Here is a 20949-nt window from a genome sequence, read left to right on the forward strand (position 1 = left end):
CTGCAGAGCGGGTCGGCGGACTTTACCCGATTGAATCCGGCTGCCTCTCGAACGGGGGTGGGAGAGGCGCCCCCAACGAGATAAAGCATGCATTTGCAAGGTAGGCCTCCATGAATACCTCACTCACCTCAAGCCCTCTGCCGTTCGCCTTGTGCAGCCTGTACACATCCTTGCTGTTGTGCTCCATGGAGGTCGCGGCGTCCCCGGGGGAGGACACCGACAACACCGGGTACCCCTCAACCCTGAGCAGCCTGCCGATCAGCGCCCCACCCCTGGGCAGCCCGCGACCGAGCGACTTCGCGGTCCTGGACCGGCCCGGACTGCCGACGCACCTTGAAGTCGGCTACCTGGCGCTGCCCGGCGCTGGCGGCGAACCGCGCAAAGGCCCCCTGCTCTACAGCATCCAGAACAACGGCACCACCCAACAGATCGGCCTGCTGAGTACCCCCAACACCTACACCCTCACCCAAGGCAGCGCCCCGAGCACCGTCAACGACCCACGCAATGCCGGGCTCAGCGTCCAGGGGCAAGGCCTGGGCGCCTTCTGGAGGCTGCAGGGTGCCGAGGGCTGGCACCTGGACATGTCCGCCAGCGGCGGCCGGGTCAGCGGTTTCAGTCGCAATGAGCAGGGCCGGGGCATGACCACCGAAGGCAACGCCATGACCTTTTCCGTGCAGGGCGGCGTGGCCATAGGCCTGAGTGACAACTGGGTGATCGAACCCCAGGCCCAGGTGATCAACCAACGCATTCGCCTGGACGGTGGCAATAGCAGTAACGACCTCAACGCCTGGAGCGGCCGGGTCGGCGCGCGCCTGCAAGGGCGCTATGACGTCCACGGCCTGCCCCTGGAACCCTATGTGCGCACCAACCTCTGGCATACGGTCTACAGCGGCGAGACCCTGAGCCTGGACCAGGTGGACAAGATCAGCAGCAGCCGCAAATCCTCCACCGTAGAGGTTGGCCTGGGGCTGGTGGCCAGGGTCACCCCCGCCGTGAGCCTGTACGTCAGTGCCGACTACAGCAGCGATGTGGATGACAACGACCTCAACGGCCTGATCGGCAGCCTGGGCGTGCGCATGCGTTGGTGATGCACCCAGGACGGTGCCGGTAATGGCCTGATGTTGACCATTACCGGCCACCCGCGGCTAAAGGCTGTCGGGGCGCAGGATCAACACCGCCAGGGGCGGCAGGTTGAGCACCAGGGACAGGGCCTGGCCATGGCTGCCCTGTTCTTCACTGAAGGCTTCGCCGCCATTGCCATAGTTGGAACCGGCATAGAGTTGCGAATCGCTGTTGAGCAGCTCGCTCCAGCGTCCCGCCAGCGGCACGCCGACGCGGTAGGCCTGGCGCGGCACCGGGGTGAAGTTGGCCACCACCAGCAAGGGCTCACCGGTTTTGCTCCAGCGCAACCAGGCATAGACGCTGTTGATCGCATCGTCGCCGATCAGCCACTGGAAACCCTGGGGCACGTCGTCCTGGTCATGCAACGCCGGGTACTGGCGATACAGCCGGTTGAGGTCGCCCACCAATTGCTGCACGCCCCGGTGCTCCGGGTACTGCAGCAGGTACCAGTCCAGTTGCTGGTCGTGGTTCCACTCACGCCACTGGCCGAACTCGCAGCCCATGAACAGCAGTTTCTTGCCCGGATGGGCCCACATGAAGCTCAGGTACGCTCGCAGGTTGGCGAACTTCTGCCAGCGATCGCCTGGCATCTTGTCGATCAGCGAATGCTTGCCGTGCACCACCTCGTCATGGGAGATCGGCAGGATGAAACGCTCGGACCAGGCGTACACCAGGCCGAAGCTCAGTTCGTTGTGGTGATGGGCGCGGTACACCGGGTCCTGCTGGATGTAATGCAGGGAGTCGTGCATCCAGCCCATGTTCCATTTGTAGGCAAAGCCCAGGCCGCTCTGGTCGGTGCGCTGGCTGACCCCGGGCCAGGCGGTGGATTCCTCGGCAATCACCAGGGCGCCCGGCGCTTCCAGGGCCACCACATCGTTGAGGTGGCGCAGAAAGTCGATGGCTTCCAGATTCTCGCGGCCACCGTGGCGGTTCGGCACCCATTCACCGGCCTTGCGCGAATAGTCGCGATAGAGCATCGAGGCCACCGCATCCACCCGCAGACCGTCGACATGGAAATGCTTGAGCCAGTGCAGCGCCGAGGCCAGCATGAAACCGTGCACTTCCGTGCGCCCGAGGTTGTAGATCAGGGTGTCCCAGTCCTGGTGAAAGCCCTCCAGGGGGTTGCCGTACTCATAGAGCGCGGTGCCGTCGAACTGGGCCAGGCCATGGGTATCGGTGGGAAAGTGCGCCGGCACCCAGTCGAGGATCACGCCGATATCCGCTTGGTGGCAGGCATCGACAAAAGCGGCGAAATCCTGGGGCGAGCCATAGCGGGCACTGGGGGCGAACTGTGACAGCGGTTGATACCCCCAGGAGCCGCCGAAGGGGTGTTCCATGATCGGCATCAGCTCGATATGGGTGAAGCCCAGGTCCTTGACGTAGGGGATCAGGCGTTCGGCCAGCTCGGCCCAACTGTACTGGCGGGCCACTTCCCCAAGGTCATCCACTTCGCACTGCCAGGAGCCGGCGTGCAACTCGTAGATGGACAAGGGCGCATCGGTTCGCTGATGTTCGCCCCTGGCCTGCATCCATGCCTGGTCCTGCCAGTGGAATTGCAAGGGCTCGGCGACCCTGGACGCGGTGTCCGGCGGCAACTGGGTGGCCAGGGCCATGGGGTCGGCCTTGAGCGGCAGGATGCCCTGGGGCCCGAGAATCTCGTACTTGTAGGCCTCTCCAGGTTGCAGGCGCGGAACGAACAGCTCCCAGACCCCGGAGGGATGCCGCAGGCGCATAGGGTGGCGCCGCCCGTCCCAGATATTGAAGTCCCCCACCACCGAGACCCGCCGGGCGTTGGGCGCCCAGACTGCAAAGCGCACGCCCTGGACGCCGTCCACGGTGGTCGGTTGCGCCCCCAGGCAGGAGCCGAGGTCCCGATGATTGCCTTCGGCAAACAGATACAGATCCATCTCCCCCAGCAACGGGCCGAAGCTGTAGGGGTCTTCACTGACCTGCTCGCCACCGGCCCACTGCACCCGCAGCAGATAGGGCCGGCCCTGGCTGAAATGCCCGGCAAACAGCCCGGGCACTTCGGCGGCGTGGAGGCTGCCGAGCACTTGCTGCTGCTCCCGGTCCAGCACCTGCACGCTCAGGGCGCCGGGCAGATAGGCCCGGATGAATTGCCCGCCGGCACCGTCTCCGTGGGGCCCGAGCACAGCGAACGGATCAGGATGCTCGGCCCGCACCAAGGCATCGATGACCTCGGCTGAAGGGAGCAATGCCGGTTGGTTCTTTCCCTGTTCCTTGTTCGAGACACTCATGACTGCTCTCCATCACGCTCAAGATCGGAAAAGGGTTCCAGTTCACGCAACAGTCCCACCAGGCCGTGCAAGGGCACAGGCAGCCAGGTGGGCCGGTTTTCCGCTTCATAGGCCAGCTCATAGGCGGCCTTCTCCAGACTGAACAGGGCCAGTGCGGCATCCGCAGCCGCCGGGTCCTGCCACTCATGGGCAAGACTAGCCGTCGCCAGCCGATACGCCTGGACAAAGGCTTGCCGCGCCTCCTGCAGATAACGACGAACCACCCGTTGCCGGGCCTGCTCGGCCATCTGCGCGCCCTCCACCGCTGGCGTCTCCAGGGCCATGGCGGCAGCGTAGTCGAAGGAGCGCAACACCCCGCTGACATCCTTGTACGGGCTGTGCTTGCCCCGACGCTCTGCCAGAGGCCGCGCCGGCTCACCCTCGAAGTCGATCAGGTAGGCATCGCCTTTGACCACCAGCACCTGCCCCAGATGCAGGTCACCATGCACCCGGATCCGCAGCCCACCCACCAACTGCCTGGCCAGTTGCTGGATGTGACCGAGGATTTTCGTCTTGTGCTGCAACAATCGGCTCACCCGTTTCTGGTCGCCAGGACTCAGCTCGCCCTGACGCTGCTGGAGCAACTGCAACCCCCGTTCCACTTGTGCCGCCACCTGACGATTCCAGGCCTGGGTGTCCTTGAGGGTGCTCACTTGCGGTGCAAAGTCCGGTGGGCTGTCGGGGGCCGCCAGCAACAGGTGCATTTCTCCCAGGCGCTGCCCCAGCAGGCCGGCGAAATCCTCAAGCTCCCCGAGGGCGTTGTAGTGTTGTTCCTGCTCGGACATGGCCTGCGCCCACTCATCGCGGATGGCCCGTTCCAGGTTGTTCTGGGTCCACTCCCAGGCATCCCCCTGATTGCTCAGGTAGCCCTGGGCGATCATCAGCAGATGATCCTCGCCCTGCTCATCGCGGCGCACCACCGAGCCCAGCAAGGGCGAGATATGGCGGAATCCGGCGGCCGTGAGGAAGGCGCCCATTTCCAGTTCCGGGTGAATGCCTCCTTCCACCCTGCGAATCAGCTTGAGCACCAGGCTGCCCCCCACCACCACCGAGCTGTTGGACTGTTGCGCCGAGAGGTAGCGCACCTCGGAGTCGCCGGTCAGCCCCAACTCGGCCAACAGCTCGGTGCCGTCGAAACGGATCTGCCCGGCAGCACTGTCCAGCCGGGTCTGCGCCTGCAGGGCCTGCAGCACGCTGCGCACGAAACTGTCGAGGGCGAAGGCGTCGGTGATCAGCCCGACCTGGCGCCCGCGCCGCACCCGGGCCATGGCCAGTTGCTGAGGCAAGGCACTGCCGAGCGGCTCTTCCGCGAGCAGGCCGAAGGGCAGTTGATAGCGCTGGCGCTGCCCATCGCTGGTGACCTCGATCTCGCTGAGCAGCACCGGATGCTGGGGATCGCCAAAACCTACGCCGTAGGCGATCTGTACCTGCTCGATGGCGCTGTCCTTGCCAGCGAACCAGCGGCGCTTGGGCAGCCAGTGAGGCAAGACGCTGTGCTCCAGCGTGGTGCGCGATGGCGCTTCGAGCAATTCTTCGAGGCGTTTTTTCAGCACCAGGGTGGTGAAGTCCGGCAGGCTCTGGGCCGGTTCCACATGCCAGCTGGGCATCTGGTTTTCTGCCGCCAGAACGAACCAGTAGAAGCCGTAGGGCGCCAGGGTCAGGAGGAAACTCAACTGGCCGATGGGAGGAAAGGCATTTCCGCCGAGCATCTCCACCGGCACCATGCCAGCGAAGGCCGACAGGTCCAGTTCCGCCGCCTGGGCACTGCGCGAGACGTTGGCCACGCAGAGGATGATTTCCTGCTTGCCGTCAGGCCCCGTGTATTCCCGGGTATAGGCCAGAATCCGCCGGTTGCTCGGCGACAGCATCTTCAGCGTGCCCCGGCCAAAAGCCTTGGACTGCTTGCGCACCGCCAGCATGCGCCGGGTCCAGTTGAGCAACGAGTGGGGATCGCCGGACTGGGTCTCGACGTTGACCGACTGATAGCCATACAGCGGGTCCATGATCGGCGGCAGCACCAGGCTCGCCGGGTCGGCGCGGGAAAAGCCGCCATTGCGGTCGATGGACCACTGCATCGGCGTGCGCACGCCGTCGCGGTCCCCCAGGTAGATGTTGTCGCCCATGCCGATCTCGTCGCCGTAATACAGGGTCGGGGTGCCAGGCATCGACAGCAGCAGACTGTTGAGCAGTTCGATGCGCCGCCGGTCGCGCTCCATCAGCGGCGCCAGGCGCCGGCGAATCCCCAGGTTGATCCGCGCCCGGCGGTCGGCGGCGTAGTAGTTCCACAGATAGTCACGCTCCTTGTCGGTGACCATTTCCAGGGTCAGCTCATCGTGGTTGCGCAGAAAGATCGCCCACTGGCAGTGGGCCGGAATCTCCGGGGTCTGGCGCAGGATATCGGTAATGGGGAAGCGGTCTTCCTGGGCCAGGGCCATGTACATGCGCGGCATGAGTGGAAAGTGGAAAGCCATGTGGCATTCGTCGCCGTCGTCGCCATTGGTTGATTGGCCAAAGTACAGCTGGGTGTCCTCCGGCCACTGGTTGGCCTCGGCCAGGAGCATGCGGTCCGGGTAGTGGGCGTCGATCTCGGCGCGGATCTGCTTGAGCACGTCGTGGGTCTCGGGCAGGTTCTCGTTGTGGGTGCCATCGCGCTCGATCAGGTAGGGAATGGCGTCCAGGCGCAGGCCGTCGATGCCCATGTCCAGCCAGTAGCGCATCACCGAGAGCACCGCCTTCATCACCTGGGGATTGTCGAAATTGAGGTCCGGCTGGTGGGAATAGAAGCGGTGCCAGAAGTACTGGCCGGCCACCGGGTCCCAGGTCCAGTTGGACGTTTCGGTATCCAGGAAGATGATCCGCGTGCCGGCGTATTTCTGCTCGTCGTCGGACCACACGTAAAAGTTGCGCGCCGCCGAACCGGGCCGGGCCTTGCGCGCCCGCTGGAACCAGGGGTGCTGGTCCGAGGTGTGATTGATCACCAGCTCGGTGATCACCCGCAGCTCGCGCTTGTGGGCCTCGGCGATAAAGCGCCGGACGTCGGCCAGGGTGCCGTAGTCGGGGCTGACCCCGCGGTACTCGGCGATGTCGTAGCCGTCGTCACGGCGTGGCGAGGGGTAGAACGGCAACAGCCAGAGGGTGTTGACCCCCAGCTCCTTGATGTAGTCGAGCTTGGCGATCAGCCCGGGAAAGTCGCCGATTCCGTCGTTATTGGAATCGAAATAGGACTTCACATGCACCTGGTAGATCACCGCGTCCCTGTACCAGAGCGGGTCCTTGATAAAGGTCGCTGAGCGGGGTTTCTTGGCCATGTCGGACTCCTGAAAAAATGAATGAGCGCCGACGCACCTGCCGATGCGCCACGACAACCGTAGGAGCTGGCTTGCCAGCGAAGGCGTCAGCCAGCCCGGCGCAAGGCTCACGGGCCTCTTCGCCGGCAAGCCGGCTCCTACAGGGGACTGATGCGCCAGATGCCGAAGGGTTGCGCCGGCTCCAGGCGCATGAATTGGGTCTTGCCGTACCAGGTCCAGCGATGGCCGTTCATCAGGTCCTCCCCCTGGGTGGCGGCATCGTCAGCCAGCCCCAGCTCCCACAGCGGCAGTTCGAAATGGGCCTCCTGGGCATTGAAGGGATCGAGGCTGACCGCCACCAGGACGAAGTTGTCGCCCTCGGCGTTGCGTTTGCCGAAATACAGGATCTGATCGTTCCAGGCGTTGTACAGCTTGAGCCCCAGGTGACTGTGCAGCGCCGGGTTCTGCCGACGGATGCGGTTGAGCTGGGCGATCTCGGCAATGATGTTGCCGGCGGCGTTGAAATCCCGGGGCCGGATCTCGTACTTCTCCGAATCCAGATACTCCTCCTTGCCCGGCACCGGCGCCGATTCACAGAGTTCAAACCCGGAGTACATGCCCCACAGTCCCGAGCCCATGCTGGCCAGCACCGCGCGGATCAGAAACCCCGGGCGCCCCGAGTCATGCAGAAACGTCGGATTGATGTCCGGGGTGTTGACGAAGAAGTTCGGCCGGAAGCACTCGCGCCACGGCGACTGATTGAGCTCGCTGAAGTAGCTGGCCAGCTCGCTCTTGGTGTTGCGCCAGGTGAAGTAGGTGTAGCTCTGGGTGTAACCGACCTTGCCCAGGCGCGCCATCATCGCCGGGGTGGTAAAGGCCTCGGCGAGGAAGATCACCTCCGGGTACTGGCGGCGCACGTCGCCGATCAGCCATTGCCAGAACGGCAGCGGCTTGGTGTGGGGGTTGTCCACGCGAAAGGTCTTGACCCCCTCCTCGACCCAGCCGATGACGATGTCCCGCAGTTCCAGCCACAGGCTGGGTATGGCGTCAGCGGCATAGAAGTCGAGGTTGACGATGTCCTGATACTTCTTCGGTGGGTTCTCGGCGTACTTGATGGTGCCGTCCGGGCGCCAGTTGAACCAGCCCGGGTGCTGCTTGAGCCAGGGATGGTCCTGGGAACACTGGATGGCGAAATCCAGGGCGATCTCCAGGCCGTGGTCGGCAGCGGCGGCTACCAGACGACGGAAGTCATCCAGGCTGCCCAACTGCGGATGGATCGCCTCGTGGCCGCCCTCCTCGCTGCCAATCGCGTAGGGACTGCCGGGATCGCCCGGGGCCGCCGTCAACGCGTTGTTGCGCCCCTTGCGGTGGCTGCGGCCAATGGGATGGATGGGCGGAAAATACAGCACGTCGAAGCCCATGTCATGGATCATCGACAGTCGCGAGTGGACGTCGTTGAAAGTGCCATGGCGGGACGGATGCTCGGTGATCGAGCGCGGAAACAGCTCGTACCAACTGGCGAACTGCGCCTGTACCCGCTCCACATCCAGCGGGTACTCGGGGCTCAGGCTCAGGTAGGGCCGGTGGTCGGCCTCGGCCATCAGCCGGGCACTGGAATCCTTGAGAAACAAGGCGACCTGCTCGGTCTCCAGCAAGCCGGCAAGCTGTTGTTGCAGCGCCAGCAACCGCTCGCGCAACGGCCCTTCGCTACGCTCGGCGGCTTGCTGCACCGAAGTCCGCCCCTCTTGCAACTCCAGGCTCACCGGCACCCCGGCCCGGTGTTTTTTCTCCAGTTCGTAACAGAAGCTGGCGAACTGATCGATCCAGGCTTCGATACAAAAACGATAGCGGCCCACGGTGGGCACGGGAAAGCGCCCCAGCCAGCCGTCGTTGCCCTGATCCTCAAGGGCCTGGCTGCTCCAGGCGTCCTGCTGCTCCTCGCGCCAGCGCACCCGCACGGCCAGTTTGTCGTGGCCGTCGGCGAACACCTTGCACGTCACCTCGACCTCTTGGCCGGCCACCGCCTTGACCGCGAACTGCCCGCCGTCGAGGACCGGGCGGGTGTTCTCGATGGCAATGCGCGGCAGCAACAAGGCCTGAGACAAGGGCAACTGCGCCTGGAATTGCTGTTCAGTCGGTTTTTCTGCAGTCATTGAGCATCACCCCTTTAACGCGCCATGGACGCTCTGGTCGCAGGGCGCCCAGCGCCCCGATGAATCAATGCACCTTGTTTCCGAGCCACCGGCATCGGCGAAAGTTCACCGCGATCGCTGGCCAAATCGACGGGAATCAATTCCCTGCTCCCAGGGTCCACCCAGAGAGCCCGTGCATCGACAAGCACAAAGGAGGCCACAGCGATGAATATCCCGATCCCGGCAGAAACTCCCGATCCGAACATCGACCAACCGACCCTGCCCCCAGCGAGCCGCAACCGGTTCCCGAGCAGGAACCACCAGAGACCACCCCACCGCCCAAGGGCGATCCTCCCAATACCATGCCGCCGGTGGTGGTCACGCATGGAGCGTCGACCCGCTGACACCACAGCAGCCAGCTTGCCGGCCAAAACACCCGCCCTCTTCACGGGCCTGTTCGCCGGCAGCCGGCTCCTGCACCCGCCGGCCTGCAACGACCACCGTTGATCGCCGCTGCCGAACCCTGGCCAGGCCCTGCAGCCTAATCTGTACGCCCATTGCCAAGAGGTACGCATCATGAGCCTGCGCATCGAAAACCAGACCTGCTACATCGACACCGACACCCTCCACCAACGCCTTCCCGCCAGCGCCCTGACCGTCATCACCGACGCTGCCAAATCCATGTCGGCGGTGGAGCTGGCGGGAGAACGCATCTACGTCACCGAAGCAGAAGCCGATGCTTTGACCGTAGCAGGCGCCACCGACGGTCGGCGCCATCTGAAGGCCACCGACGGTGATTCGGTGATTTGACTGATCTGGATCAGGGCTCGCCGCGAAGGCCTGTGCCAGAGGCCCCTGCGGCCTTCCCTGGTGGCTCTTGAGGGGGTGCAGCAAGTTGTCGCAGGGGCACCGTAAAGGCTCATCTGATACGGTTTTTTATCAAATACCTGAGTCTGTTATGCAAACAGATCCGTGGTCATAGTTGCGCGGCCTGATGGAGGCTGATGAGCGAACGACCATGAGCGAAAGAATCCCCGTCCGATTAGTAGAGACCTTCGAACCTTCACCCCCTAAACAGATGAAGTCGAAGACCACCGACAAACACGTTTACACCCGCAGCTTCACCGGTTTGTTCCGTACCCTGCGCATGACCGGCGCAGGTTTCCTGTTCCTGCTGTTCTTCGGCACGGTCTGGTTGAACTGGGGCGGCCGCCAGGCGGTGCTCTGGGACCTGGCCGAAAGCAAGTTCCACATCTTCGGCGCGACCTTCTGGCCTCAGGACTTCATCCTCCTCTCGGCGCTGCTGATCATCTGCGCCTTCGGCCTGTTCGCCATCACGGTGTTCGCCGGCCGGGTCTGGTGCGGCTACACCTGCCCGCAAAGTTCATGGACCTGGCTGTTCATGTGGTGCGAGAAGGTCACTGAAGGTGAACGCAACCAGCGCATCAAGCTGCAAGCTGCGCCCTGGGGCCTGAACAAGCTGGCCCGCCGGGCCATGAAGCACACCTTGTGGCTGGGCATCAGCCTGCTCACCGGTCTGACCTTCGTTGGCTACTTCACCCCGATCCGCCCTCTGGCCCAGGAACTGCTGACCCTGCAGATCGGTGGCCTGAGTCTGTTCTGGGTGCTGTTCTTCGCTGCGGCCACCTACATCAACGCCGGCTGGCTGCGTGAGGCGGTGTGCATGCACATGTGCCCTTATGCGCGCTTCCAGAGCGTGATGTTCGACAAGGACACCCTGACCATCTCCTACAACCCGGTGCGCGGTGAAAGCCGCGGCCCGCGCAAGCGTGACGTCAAGCCCGCCGACGTCGGCCTGGGCGACTGCATCGACTGCCAGGTGTGCGTGCAGGTCTGCCCTACCGGCATCGACATTCGCGACGGCCTGCAGATGGAATGCATCGGCTGCGCCGCCTGCATCGACGCCTGCGACTCGATCATGGACAAGATGGGCTATGCCCGGGGCCTGATCGCCTACACCTCGGAACACCAACTGCAAGGGGGCAAGACTCACCTGCTGCGGCCGCGCCTGGTGGGCTACAGCGCGGTGCTGCTGGTGATGATCGGCGCCCTGGCCCTGGCCCTGGTACAACGGCCGATGGTGTCCCTGGACGTGAGCAAGGACCGTGGCCTGTTCCGCGAAAACGCCTTGGGGCAGATCGAGAACATCTACAGCCTGAAGATCATCAACAAGACCCAGGAGCGCCAGAACTACCGCCTGGCCCTGGTGGATGGCGATGGTTTCGAACTGCAGGGCAAGACCGAACTGAGCCTGGCCCCGGGCGAAATCACCGACCTGCCGGTCTCGGTGGCGATGACCCAGGACCGCCCACAAAGCAGCTCCCAGGCCATCAGCTTCAAGGTCGCCGACAGCGATGAGCCAAGCGTCTACGCCATCGCCAAAAGCCGTTTTGTTGCGCCGATGAACCGCTGAGCCTCTAGAATGCCGTGGCCAGGGAGCCTGCTGCCGTCCCTCGGCCACGGGAACCCTGTACTCGACGCCGCCATGGGCCCCACCCTGGCCGTCGAGCCTTCCCTTGCGAATCTGAACACCTAGACCCGATGACCAGACTGGATCTTGCACCGCAGATGAAACGCTACGAAAAATTCGCCGACGACATCGCCGAACTGATCCGCTCCGGGGTCCTGGGCCCTGGCCAGCGCGTGCCTTCGGTGCGCTACGCCAGCCAGACCTACGGGGTCAGCCCGTCAACCGTGTTTCAGGCCTATTACCTGCTGGAGCGTCGCGGCCTGATCCGTGCCCGCCCGCGCTCCGGCTACTTCGTCAATGCTCACGCACCGAGCCCGTTCTCCGAGCCGGTGATCAGCAGCGAAGTCAACGAATCCACCGAAGTCGATGTCAGCGAACTGGTGTTCTCGGTGCTCGACTCGATCAAGGACCCGAGCACCGTGCCCTTCGGCTCGGCCTTCCCCAGCCCGACCCTGTTCCCCTTGCAACGCCTGTCCCGCTCCCTGGCCAGCGCCAGCCGCGAGATGGACCCGCGGGTGGTGGTCACCGACATGTCCCCGGGCAACCCGCAACTGCGCCGCCAGATCGCCCTGCGCTACATGGTGGCCGGGCTGATGCTGCCCATGGAGGAGCTGCTGATCACCAACGGCGCCCTGGAGGCCCTGAACCTGTGCCTGCAGGCCGTGACCGAGCCCGGCGACCTGGTGGCCATCGAGGCCCCGGCCTTCTATGCCAGCCTGCAAGTGCTGGAACGGCTCAAGCTCAAGGCGGTGGAAATACCCGTGCACCCGCGAGACGGCATCGACCTTGGGGTCCTGGCCCAGACCCTGGAGCGGCACCCGATCAAGGCCTGCTGGTGCATGACCAACTTCCAGAACCCCATGGGCGCGAGCATGCCCGAGGCCAAGAAGCAGGAACTGGTGGAACTGCTGCGCCAGCATCAAGTGCCACTGATCGAAGACGACGTCTACGCCGAGCTGTACTACGGCCAGCAAGCGCCAAAACCGGCCAAGGCCTTCGACACCGAAGGCCTGGTGATGCACTGCGGCTCCTTCGCCAAGAGCCTGGCCCCCGGCTACCGCATCGGCTGGGTGGCCGCCGGGCGTTACGCGCAGAAAATCGAACGGCTGAAACTCATGACCTCACTGTGCGCCTCGATGCCGGCCCAGGCGGCGATTGCCGACTACCTGCAGCACGGCGGCTACGACCGCCACCTGCGCAAACTGCGCTACGCCCTGGAAGAACAGCAGAGCGCCATGCTGGCGGCGATTGCCCGCTATTTCCCGGCGCAGACCCGGGTCAGCCAGCCGGCGGGCGGCTACTTCCTGTGGCTGGAACTGCCACCGCAGATGGACTCGTTGAAACTGTTCCAGATGGCCCTGGCCCAGGGCATCAGCATCGCCCCCGGGCCGATCTTTTCCCCGACCCAGCGCTTTCGCAACTGCATCCGCCTGAACTACGGCAGCCCCTGGAACGAAGCGGCGGAACAGGCCATGGAAACCCTGGGGCGGATCATCCGCTCCTTTTGAGTGGTGCGGCGCAGGGGGTAGCAGGTTTAGCGTCTGCTGCCTCGGAATGCCGCCCAAGCCGTTCGCAGCCTGCGGCAGCGTCTACACAAATCCCCGATCGGCATTGGCCCTGTAGCCGCTGCTGAGCCACGGCGAAGCTGCGCAAAGGTCCGCAGGACCTTGCTTGGCGATCACCTGTCGAACGCACAGCAACCTAAAGATCGTAGCGTCTCCTGCGGAGCCGTTCGCAGCCTGCGGCAGCGGCTACAGAGTAGGTGCGTTCTGTAGCCGCTGCTGAGCCTGCGAAGCTGCGAAAAGGTCCGCAGGACCTTCGCCCCTGCCAAGAGCAACGTCGCCCTGTAAAGGACAAATGAAACAAGGCCGGCCGCCAGGCCGCCGTCTTGCTCTTGATCTTGATCTGAACGCCCCGTTAACCACGATGGCCGAACGCAGGCATTGAGCCGTGGGTAACCCGGCAGGACGCCGGGTTAGCCGCCACCCGGCCAGGGATGGCCGGTGGCGGCGGCCCACGGATCAATGCCGGAGTTCGGGCATGCCGAGCCTAGGCGAGGCACCGAGTGGAGGGGCAGAAGCGTTTTGCTCACTTTTGCGCTCTTCAAAAGTGAGTCGCTGTAAGAGCGAAACCGCCAACCGCCCCACCCGCAGCAACGGATATCCCCCTCACCCCCCCACACAAAACCAAACGTCCCCCTCACCACAACAATGAACACCTCCCAACATAAAAAAACCGCCAAAGCACCTTGCCCCACCCCCTCAATTCATTCAGCATCCGCGCTCCAATTTTCCAGGGAAAGGAACACGTCATGGTCGAAGACCTGTATTACGACGATTACCCAGAGGCCAAGGCCGAACTGATCAAGGCCATCGAACGCGGCCGCCTGCCACTGCTGACCCAGGAACTCAACGCCTACGACTGCATCCAGGCGATCTTCGAACTGGACGCCATCAACAACCCCAAGGACGAGGAAGACGCCTTCTTCGACCTGGCCCTGGCCCTGATCGGCTGGATTCCCGGCCCCGGGCACGGCCTGAAGATCCTCCTGCGCCTGATCAACCGCGCGCCCCAGCGCCACGCCGAAAAACTCTTCGACCTGATCCGCCACACCCTCTTGGCCTGCCGCCTGAAAACCAGCCCCGAACAACTGCTGGAAAAGTGCCTGGACCCCGTGCGCCTGGCCGAAGAGCTGCCCGAGATCATCCGCGGCGTGAGCGCCTCCACCACCTTCAACGGCCTCACGCCCCAGCAGCAGCGCCTGGTGCTGCACAACCTCAACGAAGCCTGCGAACACACCGACTTCCTCATGGTGACGGTGCAAGAGCGCATCGCCCCGTGGATCGCCGAACAGCGCAACAACTCGGCCGCCGCCCACAGCCGCGGCCCGGCCCTGCAGCCCAAGCCACAGTCCTCCCTGGAAGCCGGCACGCCAACCATCAACCGCGCTGCGCAGCCTGAAACCCGCGATGCCGCGCGCATCACCCGGGACGTCAACCAGGGTATGGAACAGCTCACCGGCGAAGACCACTGGCTGGAGCTGAACCTGCACTACCCCAACCTGGAACCGGTGTCCGGCGCCGCCTACCGAGTGATCTTCAGCGACGGCTCGCAAGCCGAAGGCAACCTTGACGAAGAGGGCTTCGCCCGCCTGGAGGGCATTCCTCCCGGTCCGGCCAAGGTGTATTACGGCGAAGACCCGCGCCCCTACCTGCGCCAGCCGATCTCGGCCCTTCCCGCCAATGCACAGCAGCTGGAAGAGGAACTGGAGCAGCTCGACCTGGAGCCGGCCGAAGTGGACCTGGCGACCCTGCTGCTGGAAACCTCGCAGCGCAAGGCGCCCTTCACCCTGATTCCCGTCTACTGAGACAAGGCGCCAAGATGAACCGCAGACAAGTGTTTCTCAGCCACGCCCATTACCACCGCTACCTGGAAAGCCTGGCGGGCACCGAAGCCCGCTGGCAGATGCACTCGATGACGGCCGACAGCCCCGAGCAAGAAGCCGCCCTCAAGGCCGCGGAAGTCAAGGACGCGCGCCTGCATCATCTGATCCTGAACTACACCGGCGGTGCATCCATGGAGGCGTTGGCCCAGGAGCTGGACGGGGTGATCGAGGGCTACGAGGACTACCAGCGCAAGCTGGGGCTTTGTGAAGAACTGCCGAATATCGCGCCGCTGAACATCGACGACTACCCCCACGATTACGAAGAATATGTACAGGTCATCAGCCTGTGCATCCTGCTGCAACGCGGCGACCTGCTGCCCCGGGTGGCGCTGTTGCAGGACCGTGCCGGCTACCATGCCGAGGACACCCTGATCGAGGATCTGCTCAAGCCCTACCTGCCGGATCGCGCCGACCTCGATGAGTGGTACCACACCCTCTACTCGCCCCTGATCTGGGCGATCTACAGCGAAGACCCGGACGAACCTCGGGACCTGCTGGTGGAGTACTGCAACCAGTGGTACCAGTCCTTCGAGCACGCCTCGTGGTACGACAGCCACCTGGACATGGACGAGGGTGGTTACTACTTCGGCTACTGGGCCTTCGAGGCCGCGGCGGTGGCCTACCTGTATGGCCTGGACGACAGTGCGGTCAAGCACATGGTCTTCCCCCGGGACCTGCTCGACTACGCCCGGCGCTTTACCCCGCCGCCGATTCCCCAGCAGGCGGCGCAGGACTGAAACACGCCTCCTGCCGGCGATGAGTGCCCCATTCCATCCTCGATCCAGCCCTGCGGGCCAGCCCACTCGCGGGCGCCCTTATCCCTGATTCGCGTCTACCGAGCCAAGGCACCGACATGAACCGCAGACAAGTGTTTCTCAGCCACAAGCAGTACCACGACCTCCTCGAAAGCCTGGCCGGCGAAGAGGCCCATTGGCAGGCCCATTCGATGATGTCCGACAGCCCCGAGCAGGAAGCCTCCCTCAAGGCCTCCAATGTGTGCCGCGCGCGCCTGCACCACCTGATCCTGGGCTACACCGGCGGTGCCCCCATGGAGCAACTGGCCCGGGAGCTGGATGGGGTGATCGAAGGCTACGAGGACTACCAGCGCAAGATGGGGGTTTATGAAGAACGGCCGGATGTCGCGCCGCTGAACATCCAAGACTACCCCGACGAGTACGAGGAATATGTCCAGGTCATCAGCCTGTGCATCCTGCTGCAACGCAGCGACCTGCTACCGCGTCTGGTGCTGCTGCAGGACCGTGCCGGCTTTGGCGGCCAGGACACCCTGATCGAGGACCTGCTCAAGGCCTACCTGCCGGATCGTGAAGACGTTGATCAGTGGTTCCACGACGTCTCCACGCCCCTGATCCGGGCCATCTACACCGAAGATCCGGATGAACCCCGGGAGCTGCTGGTGGAGTACTGCAACCAGTGGTACGAGGCGTTCGAACAGGCCCCATGGCACGACAGCCACCTGGACGGCGACGAGGGTTCCTATTTCGGCTACTGGGCCTTTGAAGCGGCTGCTGTGGCCTACCTGTATGGCCTGGACGACAGCGCGGTCAAGCACATGATCTTCCCCCGGGAGATGCTCGACTACGCCCGGCGCTTTACCCCGCCGCCGATGCCCTTCCACTGAGACCAGGTACTGACATGCAACGCAGGCAAGTGTTCCTCGACCCGAAGCAGTACCACATCCTCCTGGAGTTCCTGGCGGGTACCGAAGCCCATTGGCAGACACATTCTATGGAAGAGGACTACCCCGGGCAGGAAGCCTCGCTCAAGGCCTATGAGGTCAAGCGAGCACGCCTGGACCATCTGATCCTGGGCTACACCGGCGGCAAGGCCATGCCGGAGCTGGCCCAGGAGCTGGACGCACTGATCGCCAGCTACGAGGAGCATCAGCGCACCTTGGCCCTGTGCAACGAGGTGCCCGATATCGCGCCGCTGAACATCGAGGACTACCTCGACCAGTACGAGGAATACGTGCAGGTCATCAGCCTGTGCATCCTGCTGCAACGCCGCGACCTGCTGCCGCGCATGGTGGCGCTGCAGGACCGCGCCGGCTTCCACGCCGAGGACACCCTGGTCGAGGACCTGCTCAAGCCCTGCCTGCCGGGCCGCGCAGACATCGATGAGTGGTACCACCCGGTCTATACGCCGCTGATCAGGGCCATCTACGCCGATCAAGCGGACGAGGCCCGCGAGCTGCTGGTGGAGTACTGCGACCAGTGGTACGAGGCGTTCGAACAGGCCCCATGGCACGACTCCCACCTGGACGGTGAATCCTACTTCGGCTACTGGGCCTTTGAAGCCGCGGCAGTGGCCTACCTGTACGGCCTGGACGACAGCGCGGTCAAGCACATGATCTTCCCCCAGGAGATGCTCGAATACGCCCGGCGCTTTACCCCGCCGCCGATTCCCCAACAGCTGGCGCAGCACTGATAGCCCCCCGTTTACCGCCCCTGCTTAAAGGTTATGCATTGCCCATGAAATCCTGGATCAAGACCCTGCTGATCACCCTGCTCGCGGCCGCCCTGTGCCTGCTGTTCGCCCGCGTTGTGCTGCCCCCGCTGCTGGTGCAGCTGATACCGCCGAGCTGGGAAGGCGGCCCGTGGTTCTGGGTCAATCTGCTGCTGGCGGGTTTCCTGGCCGGGCTGGTGGTGGCGCCCCTGCTGCGGACCCGGCGTTACTACCCGGTGCCGCTGCTGCTTCTGCTGTCCGTCCTGGTGGTGGTCGGCAATTGGGCGCATAACCGCTGCAACGACGCTCAGCTGCAGGCCATCGAACAGCTGGAAAGGCGCAGCGCGAGCCATTCGAACCTGGGGCTCTCCAATGAGCAACCCGCACCTTCGGCGCCTGTGGACGTGAGCAGCACACCCGGCGTCTGGGCCCATGAACAAGGCAATGGATATGGCTACAGCTGCACCCGCCCAGGGGAAACCCAGGGCTACCTGATGCCACAGTTGATGAGCTTTGGCATCAGCGTGCTGGGGCTGCTGCTGGCCCTGCTGATCGGCCCCGGCCGCCGCCGCGCCCGCTGAGAAAACCGTAGGAGCTGGCTTGCCAGCGAAGGCGCCTGCGAGGTCGGCGCAAGGCTTGAGGGCCCCTTCGCCGGCACGCCGGCCCCTACGGGATAGGCCGCAGACTTGCGGGGGCTCAGCGGCCGCCGCCCAGGTCGACGAAGGTGCCGGTGGCGTAGGAAGCCTTGTCCGACAGCAGCCAGAGAATGGCTTCGGCCACTTCGTCGGGACGTCCGCCACGCCCCATGGGAATCGCCGACTCCAGTTTGCTGACCCGGTCGGCATCGCCGCTCAGGGCATGAAAATCGGTGTAGATGTAGCCCGGGCGCACCGCATTGACGCGGATGCCCTCGCCCGCCACTTCCTTGGACAGGCCGATGGTAAAGGTGTCCAGCGCGCCCTTGGAGGCGGCGTAGTCGACGTACTCGCCGGGAGCCCCCAGGCGCGCGGCCACCGACGACACGTTGACGATGCTGCCACCCTGCCCGCCATGGCGCGGCGACATGCGCAGCACCGCGTGCTTGGCGCAGAGGATCGGCCCCATGACATTGGTCTTCATGATCTTCTGGATACGGAATTCGGACATTTCGTCGAGACGGGACTTGTGCCCCACGGTGCCAGCGTTGTTGACCAGGGCAGTGACCCGGCCCAGTTCGTTGTCGACCCGGTGAAACAGGCCAATGACCTCGTCCTCGATGCTGACATCGGCCCGCACCGCAATGGCCTGGGCGCCCAGGGCACGGACCTGCTCCAGAACCTGCTGAGCCGACTGTTCATCGGCCTGATAGTTGATGCACACCTTGAAACCCTGCTGAGCAGCCAGCAACGCCGTGGCTGCGCCGATTCCCCGCCCGCCACCGGTGATGACGATGACTTTGTCCATGCTGCCGACTCCCTGACTGATCGTTTCAACGCCCGTCATTAAACACTGCACCGGCAGCGATGAAAACCGCAGTGACATCAATCAGCCCCTATCCAAAGGTCGCAGGAACTGCAGCCAGGGATACGGTCAGGGCCCTGCTCAGGACTTGTGTTCAGCCAGCTGAATGCCCTGCATGAAGCCTTCGGGCGGCAATGGCTGGCCCAGGTAATAGCCCTGCAACGAATCGCAGCCCAGTTGGGTGAGGAAGGTCTGCTGCACCCCGGTTTCCACCCCCTCGGCGACGATGCGCAGGCCCAGGGCCTGCCCCAGGGCGACAATCGCCGAGACGATGGCGGCGTCGTCGCTGTCGTGCTCCAGGTCGCGGACAAAGCCACGGTCGATCTTCAGCTCGTTGGCCGGCAGGCGCTTGAGGTACATCAGGCTCGAATAGCCAGTGCCGAAGTCGTCGATGGACAGGTCCACCCCCATGTCCGCCAACTGCTGCAGGACGATCATGCTGACGTCGGCGTCGTTCATCGCCGTGGTCTCGGTGATCTCCAGGGTCAGGTTATTGGCCGGCAACTGGTAGCGCTGCAAGGCCTCCTGCACGCTCTTGACCAGCCCCACGTGACAGAACTGCAGGGCCGAGAGGTTCACCGCGATCCGCCAGTGGGTATAGCCCAGGACATACCACTCGCGCATCTGTCGGCAGGCTTCCTGCAGCACCCAGTCGCCGATGGCGATGATCAGCCCGCTCTTCTCCGCCAGTTCGATGAACTTGTCCGGCAGCAGCAGGCCGTGCTGCGGATGTTCCCAGCGCAACAGGGCCTCGGCCCCCACCGGACGACCATTGCTGGCATCGAACTTGGGTTGGTAATACAGGCGGAACTGCTGATGCTCCAGGGCATTGCGCAGGTCCTGAAGCAACTGCAGTTGACGCCGGGCATTGGTGTTCATCGAAGCGTCGAAAAAGCTGTAGCCGTTCTTGCCGGTGGCCTTGGCGTGATACATGGCCGCGTCGGCGTTCATCAACAGTTCCTGGGCGGTCAGGCCATTGCCCGGATACACCGCGATGCCGATGCTGGCGGAGATCTGCAAATCGTGGTCGGCCACGCGGAACGAACGGGACACCAGGCCCACCTGGCGTGCCGCCAGCCGCAGGGCATCTTCCGGCTCACCGAGCTGTACCAGCAGCACGAACTCGTCGCCACCGATCCGCGCCAGGGTGTCCTCAGTGCGCAGGTCCTCGCGCAGGCGCTGGGCCACTTCTCGCAGCAACTGGTCGCCCATGTGGTGACCGAAGGCGTCATTGACCGGCTTGAAGCCGTCCAGATCGATGAACATCAGCGCAAAGCAGCCACCATGGGCGGTGACCCGGTGCATGGCCTGATCGATGCGGTCCGCCAGCAGGATGCGATTGGGCAACCCGGTCAGGGTGTCGTGCAGGGCCAGCTGGGTCAGTTCTTTGTTGGCCTCGGTCAAGGACTGCGCCAGCACTGCGGTGCGGGCTTCCAGGCGCGCATCCAGCACCGAGGTCAGCAAGGCAATGATCAGCACCGCCAGGGTGGTGATCAGCACCAGATTGTCCAGGCCGTTGCCGCTCAAGCCACTGCCCAGCGCACCGCAGAAGCTGCCATCGGCGAAACGCGCCGCGGCCATGCCGGTGTAGTGCATACCGACAATGGCAAAGCCCATCACAATCGCCGCGCCGATACGGGCAAGGCGCACATGGGGCGTGTTCTGGCGCAGGCGAAAGGCAATCCACAGCGCCGCCAGCGAAGCACCAAAGGCAATCAGCAACGAGGCGCTGAACAGGCTCGGGTCGTAGTCGATACCCGGCTGCATGCGCATGGCCGCCATGCCGGTGTAGTGCATGCCGCTGATGCCGGTGCCCATGATCAAGGCGCCGAACAGCAATTGCCCCAACGGCAGGCGCGGCTGGCTCACCAGCCACAGGGCAAAACCACAGGACAGGATGGAAATCAGCAACGACAAGGCGGTCAGCACGATGTCGTAGCCCAGGTCGATGGGCAGCTCGAACGCGAGCATGCCGATAAAGTGCATCGACCACACACCAACGCCCATGGCCAGGGCTCCGCCGCACATCCATAGATAGGCTGCACGGCCTTTGGTGGTGGCAATGCGACCGGTGAGATCAAGGGCGGTATAGGAAGCGAGGATCGCCACGAAAATGGAAATCACGACCAGTGCGGGGGAGTAACTACCGATGAGCATGGGGCATCTCTTGGTCGTTGTGCCGACAGTTTGCTCGGCGGGAAAAAGCGCAGAT

14 protein-coding genes are annotated in these 20949 nt (G+C 64.1%); 9 read left to right on the forward strand and 5 right to left on the reverse strand.

All coding sequences use genetic code 11. From position 1 onward, the window contains the following. Positions 1 to 110 precede the first annotated feature (110 nt). Positions 111 to 1088: an autotransporter outer membrane beta-barrel domain-containing protein gene (locus tag LOY69_RS16155; RefSeq protein ID WP_110653231.1), complete on the forward strand. Its 978-nt coding sequence runs from the start codon at positions 111 to 113 to the stop codon at positions 1086 to 1088. 57 nt (positions 1089 to 1145) lie between these two features. Here the strand turns inward: LOY69_RS16155 and glgB are convergent, their stop codons facing one another. From glgB to LOY69_RS16170, 3 genes are all read right to left on the reverse strand, one after another. Further along, the gene (glgB, locus tag LOY69_RS16160) at positions 1146 to 3380 is read right to left on the reverse strand and encodes a 1,4-alpha-glucan branching protein GlgB (protein ID WP_265073202.1); all 2235 of its coding nucleotides are present in this window, start codon (positions 3378 to 3380) and stop codon (positions 1146 to 1148) included. Then, positions 3377 to 6727 (reverse strand): maltose alpha-D-glucosyltransferase, encoded by a 3351-nt coding sequence (treS, locus tag LOY69_RS16165; RefSeq protein ID WP_265073203.1) that lies wholly within the window; start codon positions 6725 to 6727, stop codon positions 3377 to 3379. The genes glgB and treS overlap by 4 nt, the downstream gene beginning before the upstream one ends. 137 nt (positions 6728 to 6864) lie before the next feature. Then, positions 6865 to 8859, reverse strand: coding sequence for an alpha-1,4-glucan--maltose-1-phosphate maltosyltransferase (locus LOY69_RS16170; RefSeq protein ID WP_265073204.1), 1995 nt, complete (start codon positions 8857 to 8859; stop codon positions 6865 to 6867). A 555-nt stretch (positions 8860 to 9414) separates the two neighbouring features. Between LOY69_RS16170 and LOY69_RS16175 the strand changes: the two genes are divergently transcribed. From LOY69_RS16175 to LOY69_RS16210, 8 genes are all read left to right on the forward strand, one after another. After that, on the forward strand, positions 9415 to 9648 hold the full coding sequence (locus LOY69_RS16175; protein ID WP_102879194.1) for a DUF3203 family protein: 234 nt from the start codon (positions 9415 to 9417) through the stop codon (positions 9646 to 9648). A gap of 208 nt (positions 9649 to 9856) precedes the next feature. After that, positions 9857 to 11272: a cytochrome c oxidase accessory protein CcoG gene (gene ccoG / locus LOY69_RS16180; RefSeq protein WP_102863435.1), complete on the forward strand. Its 1416-nt coding sequence runs from the start codon at positions 9857 to 9859 to the stop codon at positions 11270 to 11272. Between the two features lie 155 nt (positions 11273 to 11427). Next, entirely contained in the window at positions 11428 to 12837 is a 1410-nt protein-coding gene (mapR, locus tag LOY69_RS16185; RefSeq protein WP_053151441.1) for a GntR family transcriptional regulator MpaR, read from the forward strand. A gap of 803 nt (positions 12838 to 13640) precedes the next feature. After that, positions 13641 to 14696: a hypothetical protein gene (locus LOY69_RS16190; RefSeq protein ID WP_123390633.1), complete on the forward strand. Its 1056-nt coding sequence runs from the start codon at positions 13641 to 13643 to the stop codon at positions 14694 to 14696. Positions 14697 to 14710: 14 nt separating this feature from the next. Beyond that, on the forward strand, positions 14711 to 15511 hold the full coding sequence (locus tag LOY69_RS16195; protein ID WP_102879191.1) for a PoNe immunity protein domain-containing protein: 801 nt from the start codon (positions 14711 to 14713) through the stop codon (positions 15509 to 15511). Positions 15512 to 15627: 116 nt separating this feature from the next. Further along, a complete protein-coding gene (locus tag LOY69_RS16200) occupies positions 15628 to 16413 on the forward strand; it encodes a PoNe immunity protein domain-containing protein (protein ID WP_110653287.1) in 786 nt (261 codons plus the stop codon). A gap of 14 nt (positions 16414 to 16427) precedes the next feature. Beyond that, positions 16428 to 17219 (forward strand): DUF1911 domain-containing protein, encoded by a 792-nt coding sequence (locus tag LOY69_RS16205; RefSeq protein ID WP_265073205.1) that lies wholly within the window; start codon positions 16428 to 16430, stop codon positions 17217 to 17219. A gap of 44 nt (positions 17220 to 17263) precedes the next feature. Further along, positions 17264 to 17818 carry a hypothetical protein gene (locus tag LOY69_RS16210; protein WP_265073206.1) on the forward strand — a complete coding sequence of 185 codons (555 nt, stop codon included), beginning with the start codon at positions 17264 to 17266 and terminating at the stop codon, positions 17816 to 17818. A gap of 115 nt (positions 17819 to 17933) precedes the next feature. On the opposite strand, the gene LOY69_RS16215 is transcribed toward LOY69_RS16210, so the two are convergent. Together LOY69_RS16215 and LOY69_RS16220 are read right to left on the reverse strand one after the other, a co-directional pair. Beyond that, positions 17934 to 18680: an SDR family oxidoreductase gene (locus tag LOY69_RS16215; protein ID WP_102879187.1), complete on the reverse strand. Its 747-nt coding sequence runs from the start codon at positions 18678 to 18680 to the stop codon at positions 17934 to 17936. Positions 18681 to 18818: 138 nt separating this feature from the next. Next, positions 18819 to 20894 (reverse strand): putative bifunctional diguanylate cyclase/phosphodiesterase, encoded by a 2076-nt coding sequence (locus LOY69_RS16220; protein WP_253085939.1) that lies wholly within the window; start codon positions 20892 to 20894, stop codon positions 18819 to 18821. Between the last annotated feature and the right edge of the window lie 55 nt (positions 20895 to 20949).

This window comes from Pseudomonas sp. B21-059, assembly GCF_026016285.1.
GTDB classification, from domain to species: domain Bacteria; phylum Pseudomonadota; class Gammaproteobacteria; order Pseudomonadales; family Pseudomonadaceae; genus Aquipseudomonas; species Aquipseudomonas danubii.

Excerpts from the sequence above, each read along its gene's own strand:
- LOY69_RS16155 (WP_110653231.1), top strand. The coding sequence starts at position 111 with ATGAATACCTCACTCACCTCAAGCCCTCTGCCGTTCGCCTTGTGCAGC.
- glgB (WP_265073202.1), bottom strand. The coding sequence starts at position 3,380 with ATGAGTGTCTCGAACAAGGAACAGGGAAAGAACCAACCGGCATTGCTC.
- treS (WP_265073203.1), bottom strand. The coding sequence starts at position 6,727 with ATGGCCAAGAAACCCCGCTCAGCGACCTTTATCAAGGACCCGCTCTGG.
- LOY69_RS16170 (WP_265073204.1), bottom strand. The coding sequence starts at position 8,859 with ATGACTGCAGAAAAACCGACTGAACAGCAATTCCAGGCGCAGTTGCCC.
- LOY69_RS16175 (WP_102879194.1), top strand. The coding sequence starts at position 9,415 with ATGAGCCTGCGCATCGAAAACCAGACCTGCTACATCGACACCGACACC.
- ccoG (WP_102863435.1), top strand. The coding sequence starts at position 9,857 with ATGAGCGAAAGAATCCCCGTCCGATTAGTAGAGACCTTCGAACCTTCA.
- mapR (WP_053151441.1), top strand. The coding sequence starts at position 11,428 with ATGAAACGCTACGAAAAATTCGCCGACGACATCGCCGAACTGATCCGC.
- LOY69_RS16190 (WP_123390633.1), top strand. The coding sequence starts at position 13,641 with ATGGTCGAAGACCTGTATTACGACGATTACCCAGAGGCCAAGGCCGAA.
- LOY69_RS16195 (WP_102879191.1), top strand. The coding sequence starts at position 14,711 with ATGAACCGCAGACAAGTGTTTCTCAGCCACGCCCATTACCACCGCTAC.
- LOY69_RS16200 (WP_110653287.1), top strand. The coding sequence starts at position 15,628 with ATGAACCGCAGACAAGTGTTTCTCAGCCACAAGCAGTACCACGACCTC.
- LOY69_RS16205 (WP_265073205.1), top strand. The coding sequence starts at position 16,428 with ATGCAACGCAGGCAAGTGTTCCTCGACCCGAAGCAGTACCACATCCTC.
- LOY69_RS16210 (WP_265073206.1), top strand. The coding sequence starts at position 17,264 with ATGAAATCCTGGATCAAGACCCTGCTGATCACCCTGCTCGCGGCCGCC.
- LOY69_RS16215 (WP_102879187.1), bottom strand. The coding sequence starts at position 18,680 with ATGGACAAAGTCATCGTCATCACCGGTGGCGGGCGGGGAATCGGCGCA.
- LOY69_RS16220 (WP_253085939.1), bottom strand. The coding sequence starts at position 20,894 with ATGCTCATCGGTAGTTACTCCCCCGCACTGGTCGTGATTTCCATTTTC.